Source organism: Paenibacillus sp. FSL M7-0134 (assembly GCF_038007865.1).
Taxonomy (GTDB): Bacteria; Bacillota; Bacilli; order Paenibacillales; family Paenibacillaceae; genus Paenibacillus; species Paenibacillus polymyxa_B.
This window is the reverse complement of record NZ_JBBOXV010000001.1, coordinates 2,983,887-3,000,288: the sequence shown is the minus strand read 5'-3', so window position 1 is coordinate 3,000,288 and position 16,402 is coordinate 2,983,887. Positions and strand designations below refer to the sequence as shown.

At 45.9% G+C, this 16,402-nt stretch carries 17 protein-coding genes and 1 other annotated feature; of the genes, 3 read left to right on the top strand and 14 right to left on the bottom strand.

Annotation, left to right across the window (positions count from 1 at the left end; all coding sequences use genetic code 11):
• Nucleotides 1–48: 48 nt before the first annotated feature.
• From ypeB to NSQ58_RS13395, 4 genes are all read right to left on the bottom strand, one after another.
• A complete protein-coding gene (gene ypeB, locus NSQ58_RS13410; RefSeq protein ID WP_023989189.1) occupies nucleotides 49–1,434 on the bottom strand; it encodes a germination protein YpeB in 1,386 nt (461 codons plus the stop codon).
• A gap of 264 nt (nucleotides 1,435–1,698) precedes the next feature.
• On the bottom strand, nucleotides 1,699–2,394 hold the full coding sequence (gene prsW, locus NSQ58_RS13405; RefSeq protein ID WP_023989190.1) for a glutamic-type intramembrane protease PrsW: 696 nt from the start codon (nucleotides 2,392–2,394) through the stop codon (nucleotides 1,699–1,701).
• Between the two features lie 86 nt (nucleotides 2,395–2,480).
• Nucleotides 2,481–3,095 carry a genetic competence negative regulator gene (locus tag NSQ58_RS13400; RefSeq protein ID WP_013310751.1) on the bottom strand — a complete coding sequence of 205 codons (615 nt, stop codon included), beginning with the start codon at nucleotides 3,093–3,095 and terminating at the stop codon, nucleotides 2,481–2,483.
• 197 nt (nucleotides 3,096–3,292) lie between these two features.
• Entirely contained in the window at nucleotides 3,293–3,670 is a 378-nt protein-coding gene (locus tag NSQ58_RS13395; RefSeq protein ID WP_023989191.1) for a hypothetical protein, read from the bottom strand.
• A gap of 94 nt (nucleotides 3,671–3,764) precedes the next feature.
• On the opposite strand from NSQ58_RS13395, the gene NSQ58_RS13390 reads away from it, so the two are divergent.
• The gene (locus tag NSQ58_RS13390; RefSeq protein WP_075154396.1) at nucleotides 3,765–4,697 is read left to right on the top strand and encodes a polysaccharide deacetylase family protein; all 933 of its coding nucleotides are present in this window, start codon (nucleotides 3,765–3,767) and stop codon (nucleotides 4,695–4,697) included.
• 140 nt (nucleotides 4,698–4,837) lie between these two features.
• On the opposite strand, the gene NSQ58_RS13385 is transcribed toward NSQ58_RS13390, so the two are convergent.
• Together NSQ58_RS13385 and NSQ58_RS13380 are read right to left on the bottom strand one after the other, a co-directional pair.
• Complete coding sequence (locus NSQ58_RS13385; RefSeq protein ID WP_023989193.1) at nucleotides 4,838–5,179, bottom strand: hypothetical protein; 342 nt, start codon at nucleotides 5,177–5,179, stop codon at nucleotides 4,838–4,840.
• Nucleotides 5,176–5,763, bottom strand: a complete 588-nt coding sequence (locus NSQ58_RS13380) for a type II CAAX endopeptidase family protein (protein ID WP_025723057.1) — start codon at nucleotides 5,761–5,763, stop codon at nucleotides 5,176–5,178. The genes NSQ58_RS13385 and NSQ58_RS13380 overlap by 4 nt, the downstream gene beginning before the upstream one ends.
• A gap of 185 nt (nucleotides 5,764–5,948) precedes the next feature.
• Nucleotides 5,949–6,198, top strand: a binding site (T-box leader).
• A 261-nt stretch (nucleotides 6,199–6,459) separates the two neighbouring features.
• Here NSQ58_RS13380 and serA point away from each other — a divergent pair.
• Complete coding sequence (serA, locus tag NSQ58_RS13375; protein WP_028540623.1) at nucleotides 6,460–8,052, top strand: phosphoglycerate dehydrogenase; 1,593 nt, start codon at nucleotides 6,460–6,462, stop codon at nucleotides 8,050–8,052.
• A 214-nt stretch (nucleotides 8,053–8,266) separates the two neighbouring features.
• On the opposite strand, the gene NSQ58_RS13370 is transcribed toward serA, so the two are convergent.
• From NSQ58_RS13370 to NSQ58_RS13345, 6 genes are all read right to left on the bottom strand, one after another.
• Nucleotides 8,267–9,709 carry an ATP-binding protein gene (locus tag NSQ58_RS13370; RefSeq protein WP_023989196.1) on the bottom strand — a complete coding sequence of 481 codons (1,443 nt, stop codon included), beginning with the start codon at nucleotides 9,707–9,709 and terminating at the stop codon, nucleotides 8,267–8,269.
• Between the two features lies 1 nt (nucleotide 9,710).
• Nucleotides 9,711–10,427 (bottom strand): response regulator transcription factor, encoded by a 717-nt coding sequence (locus NSQ58_RS13365; protein ID WP_013310758.1) that lies wholly within the window; start codon nucleotides 10,425–10,427, stop codon nucleotides 9,711–9,713.
• 109 nt (nucleotides 10,428–10,536) lie between these two features.
• Nucleotides 10,537–11,295, bottom strand: coding sequence for a pseudouridine synthase (locus NSQ58_RS13360; protein WP_013310759.1), 759 nt, complete (start codon nucleotides 11,293–11,295; stop codon nucleotides 10,537–10,539).
• Between the two features lie 78 nt (nucleotides 11,296–11,373).
• Nucleotides 11,374–11,904 (bottom strand): spore maturation protein, encoded by a 531-nt coding sequence (locus NSQ58_RS13355; RefSeq protein ID WP_023989198.1) that lies wholly within the window; start codon nucleotides 11,902–11,904, stop codon nucleotides 11,374–11,376.
• Nucleotides 11,905–11,911: 7 nt separating this feature from the next.
• On the bottom strand, nucleotides 11,912–12,655 hold the full coding sequence (locus NSQ58_RS13350; RefSeq protein ID WP_068941584.1) for a nucleoside recognition domain-containing protein: 744 nt from the start codon (nucleotides 12,653–12,655) through the stop codon (nucleotides 11,912–11,914).
• Between the two features lie 57 nt (nucleotides 12,656–12,712).
• Entirely contained in the window at nucleotides 12,713–13,975 is a 1,263-nt protein-coding gene (locus tag NSQ58_RS13345; RefSeq protein WP_075154397.1) for a D-alanyl-D-alanine carboxypeptidase family protein, read from the bottom strand.
• Nucleotides 13,976–14,183: 208 nt separating this feature from the next.
• Here NSQ58_RS13345 and NSQ58_RS13340 point away from each other — a divergent pair, with 208 nt between their 5' ends.
• Nucleotides 14,184–14,906 carry a protein-glutamine gamma-glutamyltransferase gene (locus NSQ58_RS13340; RefSeq protein ID WP_023989201.1) on the top strand — a complete coding sequence of 241 codons (723 nt, stop codon included), beginning with the start codon at nucleotides 14,184–14,186 and terminating at the stop codon, nucleotides 14,904–14,906.
• A 91-nt stretch (nucleotides 14,907–14,997) separates the two neighbouring features.
• Here NSQ58_RS13340 and ytfJ read toward each other — a convergent pair whose 3' ends face one another.
• Complete coding sequence (gene ytfJ / locus NSQ58_RS13335; protein ID WP_023989202.1) at nucleotides 14,998–15,489, bottom strand: GerW family sporulation protein; 492 nt, start codon at nucleotides 15,487–15,489, stop codon at nucleotides 14,998–15,000.
• A 129-nt stretch (nucleotides 15,490–15,618) separates the two neighbouring features.
• Nucleotides 15,619–16,332: a DUF2953 domain-containing protein gene (locus NSQ58_RS13330; protein ID WP_023989203.1), complete on the bottom strand. Its 714-nt coding sequence runs from the start codon at nucleotides 16,330–16,332 to the stop codon at nucleotides 15,619–15,621.
• Between the last annotated feature and the right edge of the window lie 70 nt (nucleotides 16,333–16,402).

The window sequence follows — 16,402 nt, the reverse complement described above, 5'->3', positions numbered from 1 at the left end:
TCATGAAGGAGGTTTAGAGTGACTATTGATTCATTTTCATGTAATCAACTACGCATTACTTGCAGTAACCTGAGGTTCATCTGAATCTTTAACCTCTTCAATCGTTTCTTCCATCCCTGTATTGGCGTTAATGTATATCCGGTAAACGGAACCATTGATTTTACCACCAAATTCATAACACAGAACTTCATTCGAAAGTTCATTTTCAATTAAGGCTTTACGGTGGTAAGTTTCACGAAACTCAGGATTCAATTTTGCTCGTGCTGCATTCAAATTCAATTTCGCTTGCGGAATGCGGCGGAGATGACTATGCTCATACACATAATCACTGGATTGAAAACCGATCACTTGTCCGTTATCAAGGCCTGATCTGACTGTGATTTTTTCTGGATAGATAATCACGTCCCCTTGTTGGCTCGCAAATGTAATGTTAGCTAAATTCCCGCTTTCATCATATGCAACTGGCTTCATTCCTTTGTAACCTTTTTGTTCAAGGTATTCACTAGCATAGCGAATCGCTTCATTACGTGTTGCTTTTTTAGGACCTACTGCCCTCATGTCATGATAAGAAATAAGCTTGCCGCCTTTTTTCGTGAAATCCATACTGGCCACGGGTTGCTTCTTATTTAGCAGGGTAGCTGTATAAGATGCCCATTCCGTTCCTTTACCGTTTTCGTTCACACGAATCTGACTTTCCGGTTTTCCTGTAAATTCAGCGGCATTTCGTTTAATTTGTTCTGCATTCACTGCCGGGAGACTCAATTTTTTCACAGAGCGTTTATCATAGATGCTGGCTACAGACGGTCCCCAATCCAGCTCCTTGTAGTTTTCCACCTTTTTGTCCACGGTTTTAAAGCCATCAATAATGGTATTGTCCTTCGGCCCAGTTTGAGAACCTGCCGCCATATCTACATCCATCCATCGCAAATTTTTACTAAGGACCTTTTGCTGCACTTCCTGCATGTTTTTCGAAATTTCTTTGGAATTGTTATATAACGTTTTCAGGTTCGAAATTTCTTTCTCGTTTAAAGGCTCGTGATCCAGATCACGAACAGCGGTCTGATACGAAAATGCGGATAGATGTGACAGCAAATCCTTGGCATGATTAAAAGGCATTACATTGAGAGGCAACTGATTAACCTCATTTTGGGCCTCACTTGCAATCCTCCACACGTTCATCAAACATTTGCGGTGCATCGAGTGTGAAGTGTTATGGACAGCAACCGCGTTACCGAGTTGAGAATGCAACTGATCCATATGAAACGACAAATCGTGAAACGCACGCTGGTATTGATTTTCCGCTTTAATCGACATGTTATCTGCCTGAAGAGACACCTCTTTTCTCATCTGGCTTTGCTGATAACCCCACACAAATGCTCCTATCATCATCAGGGTAACCACCGGGAACAATACGGCACTAAGTCGCTTATACATATTGGGAGTCTCCTTTCTTCAAGTACACTACCGATAGTGTGACAAGAAGAAAGCTCTCTTATGCATGCTTTTCCATGACTTCAACAATAAACTCACAGTTATCGCAAATGCAGCGCTTAAAGCCGGTCTGAATCTGTCCTTGCTCTATGCGTCCTCTTAGCACAAAGCGTTCCCCGCATCTTTTACAATGAATTCTTACTTTTATGCGCAAAAAAAGACACCTCTTTCTCTAACAGGTTTGTCAGATCAGTGTGTCCCATTTCGTTACATATTAACCTTTTCTTCCCGCTTTAACAAGCGAAAAGGAGAACGGTTATTGGCTCGACTAATCTTCGCCATTCCCCCATACCATAGAAATGCCATCAGTGGAATGATAAACCAGATCCAGTCATGCGAAAATTTCGTCAAAATCAAATCGTATACTCCGTGCCAGAACCATGGAAGCACCAATGACAGCAACAACATGTATTTGCTCCTCAAGCCCTTTGAAAACTTGGCCTTCCCCATGTAGTAGCCCATCATTACGCCAAACATCGCATGACCGGATACCGGTAGCAATGATCGCATCAGCATCATGCTAATCGAAGCATGCCCCGCCCAGGCATATAACAGATTTTCAACCGTTGCAAATCCGAGTGAGACTGCGGCTGCATACAAAATACCATCATAAGGCTCGTCGAACTCGGTATGATTATAGATGATGTGATACAACAGAAACCATTTAAAAAACTCTTCCACTCCGGCTGAAATGCCGAATACCTGGATTAACGTGTGATCCCCTAGCCAAAGCAGCAGCCCGCGTTGAAAAATCATGACAGGAAGAACCACCAAAAAGCCGAGCAAAAACACTTTAATAACCATGTGCAGTGGCTCCGAATCATACCTGTCCTTCAAGTAAAAATACATCAATAAGGCGAGACCCGGCGCTGTGGCTGCCGCTAAAACCGAAAACAGAAGCACCGATCATCCCTCCATAAAAATGAGTCGGCCCTGCTTTCAGCGCAGAGCCGACAAATTCACTTCGATATCACTTTCAATAGAACGAATCAAGAACGGCTGTCAAAATGAGTGCAGATGACAGCAACTGCCTGTTCAGGAATGACCAGCTTGCCGTACTCTTCCAACATAGCTGGTGTAACGGATGAGCCTTCTCCAAATTCAGCAAGAACCGCGATTAAAGCCGCAAGCTTGGACTCCTCTACTTCTTCTGGTTCCAAATGCAGAATCCATTTTCCTCTATAATGATACAGCTTACCTGCTTCCGTAGTGTTGCTACGAAGCATATGAGCCGCTTCTATGAGAACTTCGAAATCGCTAAACGCGTAAACGATGGAATCGCTATGCTCCAGCGTGACTTCCATTTCGTAGACTTCTTCTGGAAGCTCCTCATCGGGACCCGAACCATACTGTTGATGGTCATATTTTCCCCGGGTGACGATAACAACCATTCCTTGAGCAGGAAGCGCAAAGACTTCGACAGCTAACGGTCCCGTGGCGTCGAAGCCCAGTTCACTGTATGCCTGATCCATCATTTCGGTAAACAGCTCATGAACTCTTGGAATTTCTTGCCACATATCGTCTTTTTGAATACCGCGTTCGCTCAAATCGTCAAAGGTAAGGAAAATCCGTATCTTGTCCTGACTTAATCTTTCTATTTTCATACTGGACCCTCCTCCTGGCAGCCGAGTGTTATTAACAGATTATGATGCAATTATGATGCCTGTGATGAAAATGGTTCTATGTAATCATGTTATCATTTTATAATCGTAAATGCACGCAATAAAAAGATAAAAAAAAGAATCATTTGAACGGCTTTTACAAAAAAGCCGCAAAATGATTCGGAATAAAGGTTTCTGGGTTACAATCCCGGTACGGCTGTATGAGTTTCTTTCAAAATTTGCTCGACCTCACGTTTAACATCGGGACTTGTGCTGATGAAGTCTTTAATCAACTTCATATTCTCTTCTTTGTTCTTGGCAGTATGGGCGTTATGAGCGGTTTTATCTGTTTGTAAATGATGGTCTTGATCCTTATGGGTGTCTTCTTTATTGAGCGTTATCTCGCCCATTCCGGGGAATGCCGCGTCCATCATTTTAGTACGGGCTTTCTGCACTAAATTGCCGCCTTTTTTTCCACCCATGTCCATAGATAAGCCCAACATGTTGCGGTTGCGGGAGATCAAAGAGCTTGCGACAGCGCCCAAGACGATTCCCAGGAAAAATGAAGATGTTTTCACAATTAGAACCTCCCTTTGTGGTAGAATCAAGCATAGTGTTCGTCAGTAGTGACAAACTCATACGGTATAAAATACAGGAAGGTGAGATGAAATAATGGGTACAAAAACAGCAGCCATTTTGTTCACCGCATGTCTGCTGCTTAGTGCTTGCACTGCAACCAAGCCGGAATCTGCGGCAACAAGCAACCAGCAGGATTCGGCAGCGTCTGACTCAAGTAACAGCGCTAAAGATCAGAGCAACGTCTCTTCCCCAAAAAGCAGCAGTAAGCAAGCAGGCAGTGATGATCATAACTCAGCGGGTAAAACCAATGCACAAAATGATAAAACCAGCGAAAGCAACGAAACAGGAGCTGCGACATCTGCAACATCTGCAACTACCAATAACAAAATGTATCACTTGGATAAAGCCTACAATGTAATCCCTAACCAACAAGGTACCGAAAAAAAAGTCGTGTTACTGACCTTTGATGATGGTCCTAAGGAAGCAGCCATGATTAACAAAATCATAGATGTACTGGACAAACACAAAGCGAAAGCAATTTTCTTCGTAAACGGTTACCGTGTAAAAGAGCATCCTGAGTTGCTCAAGCTTATCCATGACCGTGGGCAGCCCATCGGCAACCATAGCTGGGATCACATCGTGCTGAAGAATAAATCTGAGCCCGAGGTCAAAAAACAGATTGAAACAGTACAAAAAGCTGTTAAGGACATTACAGGACAAGCCCCAGTATTCTTCCGTCCCCCTCATGGTGCAGGCGGAGACGTAGGTCGCAAGGTCGCTAAGGAAAACGGTCTCCTATACATGACATGGTCCGTCGGTTCTCTGGACTGGACAATGAAAAAGTATCAGCCTAATAAAACGGAGGCACTCCTCAAAAACGTAACAGAACAACTTCATCCAGGCAGCAATATTTTGATGCATGAACTGCCATGGACAGCTGAGGCGCTGGACAGTATATTGACGCGTCTTGAGCAAAAGGGTTACCAATTTGTCGATCCGCAAGGCATTGAGGTTCCTGCCAGCTAATAGACACTTGCGTATACTCCGGATTAACTATAGAAGATGCAATAAAGGCCTCCATTCTCCGCTATTCATGCGGAGATGGAGGCCTTTACCGTATCATTACGCGCCTTGACCTAAGCACAGACGTCCATAATAACTTTATATTACCAAAGCATTTCACTGATGGGTGGTGCACCCTTGATGCCCCACCACAGTAACGCTGCAGTAATCAGCACAAAAAGAGTGCTCAAAAAATTTAAAAACCACTTACTTACCCGAATACGGCGGGAAGGAAACATTTCCGCCCGCGTTCGATACTCACTGGCAGGAGTGTCATTCTCCATCGTCACAGCAACTTCTGGTGCAGCGGCAACGTGAGCCAATTCTGGCACGGGCCGTGAAGCACGGGAGCGAACTGGTTTAGATTTTGACCTGTCCTCCTCCTTGCCTTTGCGACCATTTCGACGGCTACCATAGGTCTGCACTCTGCTAAGTTCCTGATTCATTCTTCATACCTCCGAAAACGTAACGCTAAACCAGATATAAGGTCAATCACAAAATGACAAATGATCGGTGCCCACAGACTACCGGTCTGCACATATATGTAGCCCAATCCATAACTGCTAAGAAAAACCCAGCCAGTGGGAATCCAATGCCGTAAATATCGGATATGAATCACCGCAAACAAAATGCTTGTCCAATAAGGACCAAAGCTGTACTGAATCGCACCTCTGAACAAGAGTTCCTCACAGATGGAGACGATAGCTGCTATACAAATAATATGCCAAACCGGACGATTTTGAAACAGCATTTGGTTAATACCACCGTCATCCATAGCATCCTCAGGCATAATCCGGGATAGCAACAGATCCACAAGTAACATAGCGGCGGCCAAGCCCAATCCCCACCATAAGACGTGCAGAGTGTTCGGCAATGCAAATAGTTCTAACACATTTCTTTTCTGAAAAATAATCCAGATTGCGCCAATCAGCAGGGTCAGGCCCTGAGTTAGATACAAATTGTAAAGCAGCAAGCGGTCATTCAATTCATGAATTTGCGCTCTTTTCCATTTCACTTTAAGCTTTTTCATAGTTAGTTAGTCCTCTGCATAGTCTTCTTTAGCATCATAGCCAAAAAGTCGGACGGATTCAAGAAGACTTAAATCTTAATTTTCCGCATTCTGTAGCTATATATCTAGCCGGCTATCCACACATGTCGCATGTCCTATTGACATGCCCATGTAAGCCATGATACATTATGAAAAAATTATTAGCGACAACAACAATGATGGAGAAAAGGTATTGATTTCGTCCTCAGAGAACCGGTGCTTGGGTGGAAGCCGGTGACGAAGTAACTACTTTCAGCGCTCCTGAGTTATTGCACCGAGGTCTGGGGAATATTTCCCGGCATTAGATGCAATCGGCAGAAAACCGTTATCCTTTCGGTCATTTTATGACCGCTGAAGGCAGTCCATTGCGAAATGGCTGCGAATTAGGGTGGTACCACGATAACTCTCGTCCCTTACTATGGAGATAGTATGTGATTCGGGAGTTTTTTTGATGCCCGAAAACCGCAAAGTGTCTCCGCATAAGACTTTTGGTCGTTAGTTTGGTGCATAATGCTATTCCATCCCTTTTCTGCGTCAATGCGTTATCACACTAGTATTTCACACCGCTCTCCTGTACTTTTAGAAGCATTTCAAGTTTTTTCATGTTCTTTATGGAATGTATTTCAGTTTGAAGTACATCCTGTCCATAAAAGAAGTTAACTTTGAGGAGGAAACCAAATGTTTAAAGTGTTAGTATCCGATCCGATCAGTGACCTGGGCATCCAGCAACTGATGGATGCAGACGATGTCACGGTGGACAAGAACACAGGTCTCAGCGAGGATGAATTGGTTCAAATTATTGGTGATTATGACGCGTTACTCGTTCGAAGCCAAACTCGGGTAACCGAACGAATCATGACGGCAGGTAAGAACCTCAAGGTTGTAGGGCGAGCTGGGGTCGGAGTGGACAATATCGACCTTGAAGCAGCAACACAGCGCGGGATTATCGTTATTAACGCTCCTGACGGCAACACGATTACGACATGTGAGCACACTTTTGCGATGATGATGGCTCTAGCACGTCATATTCCACAGGCGTATGCCAAAACCATTGGCGGTACATGGGATCGTAAAACATTCCTCGGTGTCGAACTGCGTAACAAAACACTTGGAGTCCTCGGCATGGGACGTATCGGCAGTGAGGTGGCTAAACGTGCCAAAGCATTTGGCATGAGCATCCTCGGCTATGATCCATTTCTAACGGAAGAACGCGCTGAGAAGCTGGGCATTAAGCTGGCGAGCGTGGACGAAATTATCCGCAACGCAGATTTTATGACCGTACACACACCATTAACACCGGAAACGAAACATATGATTGCTCGTCCACAGTTTGAAGTGATGAAAAAAGGAATGCGCATCATCAACTGTGCCCGGGGCGGAGTTATCGATGAAATGGCTCTTGTTGAAGCCATTGATGAAGGTATCGTTGCCGGTGCAGCCTTTGACGTATTCGAGTCAGAGCCGCCAGCACAGGATCACCCATTCCTGAGTCATCCGAAAATTATCGTCACACCACATCTGGGTGCCTCAACTGTCGAAGCTCAGGAGAATGTAGCTATCGATGTGTCCGAGCAAGTGCTGCATATTTTGCGTGATGAGCCTTTTAAAAATGCGGTCAACATGCCTCCAGTACCATCCAACGTCATGACGCAATTGCAGCCATATTTCTCGCTTGGAGAGAAGCTGGGCAGCTTTGCCGCTCAGATCACGAATCAGGCTGTACGTGAAATTCAGGTAGATTACGCTGGTGATTTGTCCTCTGTGGATACACAGCCGCTGACACGTTATATTTTGAAAGGTGTACTTAGCCGTCATCTGGGCAGCGATGTGAACATTGTAAACTCTGTACATCTGGCCAAAACACGTGACATCCATCTTGTCGTGTCTCAGGCGCCCGCCACCAAGGGATTTACCAACCTGATTACCGTTACACTCAAAACCCAGAGCGGCGAAGAGCAACGTGTATCTGGCACCCTGCTGGCAGGCTATGGCGAACGTATTGTTCGGTTGAACCAGTTCCCAGTAGATGTGGCACCGGAAGCTCATTTCCTGCTCATCTCCCACAATGATAAACCAGGCATTATCGGTCGTGTCGGCACCTTGCTTGGGGAGAACGGCGTCAATATCGCTTCCATGCAAGTAGGGCGTAAAATTGTCGGCGGAGAAGCCATCATGATCTTGACCGTCGATAAAGCCGTGCCTAAAGATGTGCTGGTTCAACTCGTTGGTTTGCCAGAACTAAATACTGCCCAAGAAGTAGTGCTAGATTAGTTCCAGACAGTATTGAGAAGTCCAAGGTTTATAATAAAGAGAGGCGCCTGGCTACCAGGCGTCTTTTTCTTATACCGTTATCTATCATGAGAGCAATTATCTTGAAACAGGATGTTCCACGTTGAACAAGATAAATGTTGATTTTTCAACAAAAAGCACCCTCTTCCGAGGATGCCTGCAAACCGGGGTATATCAGTTGGGGCTTATAAGCCTGTTACAGACCCAGCTTTGTTTTGTTGGAGATCGGCAGCAAAATAGTAAATTCCGTCCCTTCCCCCAATGCGCTGGCAGCAGAGACAGAGCCTCCGTGAGCCTCTACAATATTCTTGACAATAGCAAGCCCCAAACCAGTCCCTTTATCCTCACCACGTACTCTGGCCTTATCTGCCTTGTAGAAGCGGTCGAAAATATAAGGTAGATCCTCGCTGGCAATGCCTACACCTTCATCCTTAATCCGAATACGGATTAACTCATGCCGTTCTCCCAAAATTCGATCCGCCGCAATAGTAACCTTTTTCCCGCCGGGTGTATGTCTGAATGCATTATCCAGCAAATTGGTCAATACCTGCTCCAGTCGGTCTTCATCTGCCTCAGGCAGCAGCAAACGTTGGCCTTGCTCATGGTAATCGAGTGTCAGTCCCTGTTCCTTCGAACGTACCGTAAATTTACGATGAACACGCTCGATCAGCTCATTCACATCCACTTCCTGTCGGTGCATGTCTGTATGACCAGCCTCCATTCGGGCCAGATCAAGCAGATCTTTGACTAATCTTCCCATGCGTAATGATTCATCATGGATGACCTGTACCAGCTCCTCGGATTCTTCAGGTGAACCCGCCATACCATCCAGCAACGCCTCGCTGTAGCCCTGCATCATAGATAAAGGTGTACGGATTTCATGAGAGACGTTGGCCACAAAATCACTCCGCATCTTCTCAAGCTTCACTTCTTCCGTAATATCTCTAAGCACAGCTACTGCACCGCGGATTGCATTATCCGTATACAGAGGCGCCATCTGCACCGACCAGGAGCCCTTCTTGACATGGATATAGTCTCCGACATCCTCTCCCCTGTCCATAACGGTATGGAACAGAGACTGCAAAGGCTCAGGTACAGAAGCTCCAAACTCCTCCAGATCACGCTCCTGCCACTCCAGCTTTTTCCAGATATCCAACAGACTTTGTGCCGGCGGATTCGTCAAGATGATTTGTCCGCTTCTGTCGAAGGTGATTACTGCATCAGACATGCTTCGCAGTACACTGGATAAATGGTTTTTTTCCTCATTCAGACTGCGGATCGTTGCTTCCAGTTCCGTAGACATATGATTAAAAGTTTTCGCCAGTTCTCCAATTTCATCACTAGTCACCAGCGAAAGCCGAGTATCATACCTTCCCTCACGAATCGCATTCGCCGCCTGAATCAACAGCTGCATAGGCTGTGTGATTTTAGTAAAAAGGAATAGGGCAAAAAAGGTCGTCAATAAAAATCCGACAATGCATGTATAGGTGAACAAATGCTTGATTTCCGTCGATTCATACGCCGCAAAATTTCTGTTGATGTACGGCAATAAAAAAAGCCCTAGAAAAATAAGCACAGAGCCTACAAGACAAATGATGGTGATCCACAGCTTGCCCACCAGCGATCTCCAGAAGTTCACGTTATTTTGGAACCTCCAGCTTATAACCTACGCCCCACACGGTCGTAATCATAGCCGCTGCCTCTGGCGATACCTTATTCAGCTTTTCACGAAGCCGTTTCACATGCGTATCCACAGTGCGCAGATCACCAAAAAATTCGTAATTCCAAACGTCTTTCAGCAGTTCTTCGCGCGAGAAGACTTTATCTGGTGACACCGCCAAATAATGCAACAGCTCGTACTCTTTAGGCGTGAGACTGATTTCAATTCCACCCGCAGTTACCCGGTGCGCATCATGCTCAATGATAAGATTCGGAAAAACAATACTATTGCTTGGTACCGCCTCTTTCGTTAAAAAGGCAGTTTCCGACGAACGGCGTAAAATCGCCTTCACCCGGTAAATGACTTCTCGCGGGCTAAAGGGCTTAACCACATAATCATCGGCTCCGACTTCAAAGCCTTGTACACGGTTCACTTCCTCGCCTTTGGCAGTCAGCATAATCACAGGTGTAGCTTTGGTCTGACGCAGCCGTGTACATACCTCAATTCCATCCATCCCCGGAAGCATTACATCGAGCAAAATAATGCTGTAATCGCTTGCAGTCGCTTTTTGGAGGGCAATCTCACCATCCTCAGCTTCGTCAATTACATATCCTTCTTTTTCCAGATACATCCGCAGAAGGCGGCGAATGCGTTCTTCATCGTCTACAATTAATATGCGGTTGCTTTGTTCTGACATATTCCCAGCCCCTTCGCTAAAAAAAGCATTCTCTCTATTTTACTATTTTCCTGTGCTTGGTCAAACTTTACTCTCATCCAACAGTCTCTTTACACCAAAAAGGCCGGGGTTATGACCCCCGTCCTGTCCGTTTCTTTTTCGTGTTGTCTGATTTGGCAAGTTGAATGAGACGGTTGATTTCGTCCTTAGTTAGGGGTCTGGTCAGACCGCGCTTCAAGTTTTGTAGCAAAAGATCTCCGAAGGCAATCCGCTTGAGTCTGATGACTGGGTGTGAAATGGCCTCAAACATCCGTCTTACCTGGCGATTTCTGCCTTCATAAATGGTAATCTGGATCACAGACTCCTTACCATTCGGATCTACATCTTTATATTCTACCTCGGCTGGTGCAGTAATTCCATCTTCCAGCACGATTCCTTTTTTCAGCTTGTCCAGCTCAGTACCATGCGGAACGCCTTTGACTGTTGCCACATATGTCTTGGGCACATGATGCTTGGGATGGGTGAGCAGATTGGCGAACTCGCCATCATTGGTAAGCAACAGCAGTCCTTCGGTGTCGTAATCGAGACGTCCTACCGGATATACGCGTTCCTTAACGCCTTTCAGATAGTCTGACACAATTTTACGGCCTTCCGGATCGGAAGCACTCGTAATAACTCCTTTAGGTTTGTTCATCATCAGATAGATTTTTTTCTCGGTTTTGATCGGGCGTCCCTTTACCGTAATCATATCTTGATCAGGGTCTGCCTTCGTTCCCAGTTCAGTTACGATAACCCCGTTCACTTCCACGCTACCCGCCTGAATAAGCTCCTCACATTTACGTCTGGAAGCTACACCAGCTTGGGCCAATATTTTCTGCAATCTTTCCATGTTCGCTAATTCACCTCATGCTAATGATACCCATCCATGAGCAAAATCACAACCCCCGTTCAAAAAACGATACAGAAATTAAAATATAAGCAGGCAAATCGCAATGGCTGCCACAAAACCAACCACATCTGAAAATAGTCCTACCTTCAAAGCATACCGTCCATTGCGGATACCTACCGCACCAAAATATACAGTTAGCACATACAGCGTCGTGTCTGTGCTGCCCTGAATCGTTGAAGCGATCCGACCGATCATGGAATCCGGGCCATAGGTGCGAATTAGATCCGTCGTAAACGCAAGTGAACCAGTGCCCGTCAATGGACGAAGCAAGCCTAAAGGCAATACCTCACCGGGGACGCCCCAGTGCTTAATCCATGGCGTTACCCAGGAGATCAAATAGTCCAAAGCGCCGGATGCTCGAAAAATGCTAATCGCCACCATCATGCCTACGAGATGAGGAATAATGCTGATGGCGGTAGAAAAGCCGTCTTTAGCTCCATCCACAAAAGAATCGTAGACAGGCACCTTTTTGGCATATGCATATAAAGGAATAAAAGCGAGAATAACCGGGATAGCCCAAGTTGATACGAGGTTAATAAAATAAAGCATGCCTCCCTCATCCTTTCCAAGTGGTGTCCCTGCCCTTGGCAGCCGTGATTCCCGTTCGCGGAACGGCAGGTGAAGATACGGACGACGTTGTTGAAGAGGCAGCAGATGTTGATGCTGGTGAGGTGAGTGGCGCCAAGGATGTCTGGGACGGCGGAATCGCTGGAGGACGGCGGCGCAATTCTCGACTACGGTACCAACGGTCCGCCGCAATTGCGGCAAAGGTGGCTATTGCGGTCGCTACCAGTGTTGTACCGACGATTTCTGCCGGATGTGCGGAATGAAAATTAAGCCGTATCGCGATCAACGTCGTAGGAATAAGCGTAATACTGGCTGTATTCAGGGCGAGCAGCGTACACATGGCTGGTGTGGCGGTTTGCTTATCTGGATTGAGCGTCTGCAACTCTTGCATCGCCTTGATTCCCATCGGTGTGGCTGCATTCCCCAGACCCAGCAGATTGGCGCTCATATTGGACAAAATGTAACCCATAGCGGGATGATTACGCGGAACATCAGGGAAGAGAAAGGCAACCAAAGGAGAAAGCAGCTTGGATATTTTCTGTAAGAGCCCGCCATCTTCAGCCAGCCTCATCATGCCCATCCAAAACACCAGCACACTTATCAGTCCAAAGCACACTGTAACCCCCGTAGTTGCCCCGTCAAAAGCCGCTTTCGTCACCACCTCAATATTTCCCTGCGCGGCAGCAAATACAAATCCAATACAAATCAAAGCCACCCATATGAGATGAATCATGGCTGATTCCTCCTTTACCCAATGATGTGACACGTGCAGCTCTATTTCCTGCTTGCCCTAGGCTCCAAACAAATTTTTAAGAATTTCGTTCCATCTGCTCGTCCAACCTCGTTGCTGAGTATTGTTCGCAGGATCTTGTGCAGTTGGAGCCTCCTGCCGTGGCCGTACGGTACTTTGAGCAGGCAGCTTACTCCCTTTTTCATACACAGGAACGGAACCAATAAGTTCACCATCCAATAGGAATTCGACCCGTCCTCGTAAGCCAAAAGATATGTCCGCTCTGTCTACAGAGGCGGAATTTTTATACAACACTAGTCTTTTGTGCAACTGGGTCTTCTCACTATCATGTAAAGGATATGCAAAGCTTGTACCTGTTAATAGTGGGTAACCATCGATAGGTTGCTGCTTGTCCGTAATCGGAATGAGCGGATAATATCGAAATCCGTAATCAAGCATACGGGCATGATCGTTCCAATCGTCCCCGTCATTCAAGGTAACAGCAGCGAGCTGGCGACCGTCCCGTGTGGCCGAACTGACCAGACAGCGAAACGCTTTTTTGGTAAAGCCTGTTTTCACCCCGTCAGCTCCCTCATACAGCCGCAGCATTTTGTTTTTGTTGTGCCATGAGTAGTCCCAAGAATCGTTGGGATTCGGTGCTTTTTTCAGTTCTGTTTTTACGATACGGGCAAAAGTTGGATTATGCAGCGCATAAGCAGTAAGCCGGGCCATATCATTGGCTGAGGAATAATGTCCCTCGGCATCCAGCCCGTGCGGATTAGCAAAATGTGTATGGCTTAGCCCAAGCTGAACCGCCTTGTCATTCATCAAATGGACAAATCCCTCTTCTGTCCCCCCCACATGCTCAGCAATGGCAGAAGCGGCATCATTACCAGAACGGAGCATTAAGCCGTACAGCATATTTTCCAGCGACATTTGTTCACCCATTTGTAGAAAAAGCGAGGACCCTTCTTTGGCATACGCCGTTGGACTCACCTTCACCCGGTCCTGCAAGCGTCCATGTTCAATGGCCACGATCGCTGTCATAATTTTGGTCAGGCTGGCAATACGTAGCTCCCGGTCACCCTCGGTAGAATAAATGATTCTTCCTGATGTGACATCAATTAAAGAAGCAGCCTGTGCATGGGTTCCTAATGCGGGCGGTGCTGCTTCTGTTTTTATCGCTCCCCGAACGGGCTGCGGACTTAGCAACGTAAGCGGCAATGACGAAATAAGCAGAAGTACCAGCGGCAAAACAAATGCGCGTGCCTTATTCAAGAAATGGCTGTGGTCCGCGTGGATGTGTTGCTTTTTTTTAAACATTTGGATTCCTCCGGTTTTGAGCAAGTCTTGTACCATTCTATGTCCAAGCTGTTCAAAGTATGTCCACCTTTATAACAGAAAATTCCTTTACAGGACAGCCATTAGCTGCTCCTTTTTCGCTTTCTTTCTACACAAACTAAGCAACATCCCTTCCTGAATACATATATATTAGTTACTAAACGTTAAATATGGATCGAGGGGTTATAACATGCAGCGACTACAGTTTGAAATGATTTTAAGATCGCGGATTGTAGAGTCCGCAGAAGCATTACACCGTAGTGGTGTATCCTTTGCCACGTTTTCTACCGCACGTTGCAACCAGCAATTTTGGGATTTAACGGAAAAAGGTGGCTTTCAGATCAAAGCAGGTGTCACACCGGCACAGGGGATCAGAGATATCTTTTTAAACGGACATCAATACGCTTTTGAATGTGCAACAGCTATGGTTATTGTGCTGTACAAAGGAGTGCTGGATTCCATTTTGGAAAGTGAGTTTAATCGGATTTTTGCAGATATGCTGCTGTATGACTGGCACTATGACAGCGACCTCAGGCTCATACAGCAGGAAGGAAGTCATAAAGCGGCTCCTGGCGATATTCTGTATTTCAACAATCCGGATGTGTCGTCTGAAACATTGGAATGGAAAGGAGAAAATGTCGTTAAGCTGAAGGAAGACTTGTTTTATGGACATGGGATTGGCATCTTGCCGGCGAAGGGTATAATCGATTCCCTGAATCAACATCGTCGACCGGAAGCCACGGTATCTGCTTATTTGACGGATGAAGTGATCTATCCGGACTTCATCTACCTATCCCAGTTTGCTGCCGAAGGAAATCGAAAAAATGAAATCTCGCTGCATACTTTGTATCAACAGGAATACAGTCACCATATACATACTGTCATTGGGAGAAGGCAGTATATTCGGGGATAGGGCCAAGTACAAGCAGAAAAGAAGGTATTCCTTAGCCTATACTCGGCTTTGGGATACCTTCCTGAGAGAACGCTTTTAATTTCAATAACTTTTACAAGTAAGCCGGGCCAGAATTACTGTGATCCGTAGCAACATCTACAGGTACCTGTGGGGGTGGAGTCTGCAAGTTGCCGCCTGCGTTCTGGAAGATAGACTGAACCTTATCAATCAGGTATGGCGTGGAGTCAATGAGCTTCTCAATCAGATGCGTTTGATTGTCCAATGGAACGATTTGTGCCCCCTGTTTGCCAACAACCAGAAAAGCAATGGGATGAATAGATACACCACCACCGCTACCGCCTCCAAAAGGATGCCCTTCCTTCCCGCTATGATTACCCGACGCCGAGGAAGTATGAAGTGCCTCTTCGTCTACGTTAAAATCACTTCCTCCGGCAGCGAAACCAAATCCTACCTTACTGATTGGCAAAATAACGGAACCATCGGGTGTTTCCACTGCGTCTCCTACAATCGTATTCACATCTACCATGGCTTTGATGTTTTCCATTGCGGTTTGCATGAGCCCTTGAATCGGGTGATCTGACATGATTTATTCCTCCTCTGCTTATCTCAAGCGTAGACTGCCTTTTCTTTCGCTATTGTGCGCAGGGGTTCAAGGAAATATGTATGTCATTCGATAGTTCAGAAAGGATTGAGTCTCACCTCACTCCACTGTTTAACTTTCACTGGTAGCTTGAGGATCCTCAGTTTTTTTGGAAAAAACCCGTTTCCACGCCTCCGGTCCACCCGGAACGCGCCATATGCGGTAAGCTAACATGAGCATAGAGAAAATCAAATAACCAAGCGACATATTTGCTTCACAGGTCAAGGTGGTAGTAAAACGCAAGCGATCCACCCAATAGGGCACGACAAACAGCTTCGGGATACAGTCCACACGTACAAAGCTGGTAGCAAAACCGATCAAGGTCGTTTTCAATCCCCATAAAATACCGGTTGAGGTAGCTGTATAAGCCGCATCAGCAAGACTTATATTGGTAGACCATTCCATTTTGGACAACGTCACATGCGCCAAGGTATGTCGCAACCATCGCTGTAAGGATTTCGTTCCCTTGAGCAAAACCCGGATATCATGTATAAATTGCTTGATTTTTTCTGTATCAATATTTCCGCTATCTACGGAAGCATCCGTTTTATGTATGTTTTTATTGCGGTCAAGCCGATAGAGAAGCCCTTTTTTTAAACCTGTTACGAGAATGGCCGGAATATCGTAATTCATTTTAATCATCCCGTATAGAAATCTGATCTCTAGATGCGCCCGATCATCATTGTCATGTTTGGCAATATCCAGCTTCAATCGAATACGAGAGAGCAGAATAGCCAGCACAAGTAATATAACGACGATGATGGCGATACTGATCCATTTCCACACTGGCGAGTCCTCCCTACCTTTTTGCTATAGATATCATGGCAAAAATAGTATGACCGTTCGCCGGAAAATC

Bases quoted from the DNA above. Each gene is read 5' to 3' on its own strand.
- NSQ58_RS13350 (WP_068941584.1), bottom strand. From the start codon at position 12,655: ATGATTCATCTCATATGGGTGGCTTTGATTTGTATTGGATTTGTATTT.
- NSQ58_RS13360 (WP_013310759.1), bottom strand. From the start codon at position 11,295: ATGGAAAGATTGCAGAAAATATTGGCCCAAGCTGGTGTAGCTTCCAGA.
- NSQ58_RS13390 (WP_075154396.1), top strand. From the start codon at position 3,765: ATGGGTACAAAAACAGCAGCCATTTTGTTCACCGCATGTCTGCTGCTT.
- NSQ58_RS13385 (WP_023989193.1), bottom strand. From the start codon at position 5,179: ATGAATCAGGAACTTAGCAGAGTGCAGACCTATGGTAGCCGTCGAAAT.
- serA (WP_028540623.1), top strand. From the start codon at position 6,460: ATGTTTAAAGTGTTAGTATCCGATCCGATCAGTGACCTGGGCATCCAG.
- ypeB (WP_023989189.1), bottom strand. From the start codon at position 1,434: ATGTATAAGCGACTTAGTGCCGTATTGTTCCCGGTGGTTACCCTGATG.
- NSQ58_RS13400 (WP_013310751.1), bottom strand. From the start codon at position 3,095: ATGAAAATAGAAAGATTAAGTCAGGACAAGATACGGATTTTCCTTACC.
- NSQ58_RS13355 (WP_023989198.1), bottom strand. From the start codon at position 11,904: ATGCTTTATTTTATTAACCTCGTATCAACTTGGGCTATCCCGGTTATT.
- ytfJ (WP_023989202.1), bottom strand. From the start codon at position 15,489: ATGTCAGATCACCCGATTCAAGGGCTCATGCAAACCGCAATGGAAAAC.
- NSQ58_RS13340 (WP_023989201.1), top strand. From the start codon at position 14,184: ATGCAGCGACTACAGTTTGAAATGATTTTAAGATCGCGGATTGTAGAG.
- NSQ58_RS13365 (WP_013310758.1), bottom strand. From the start codon at position 10,427: ATGTCAGAACAAAGCAACCGCATATTAATTGTAGACGATGAAGAACGC.
- NSQ58_RS13345 (WP_075154397.1), bottom strand. From the start codon at position 13,975: ATGTTTAAAAAAAAGCAACACATCCACGCGGACCACAGCCATTTCTTG.
- NSQ58_RS13380 (WP_025723057.1), bottom strand. From the start codon at position 5,763: ATGAAAAAGCTTAAAGTGAAATGGAAAAGAGCGCAAATTCATGAATTG.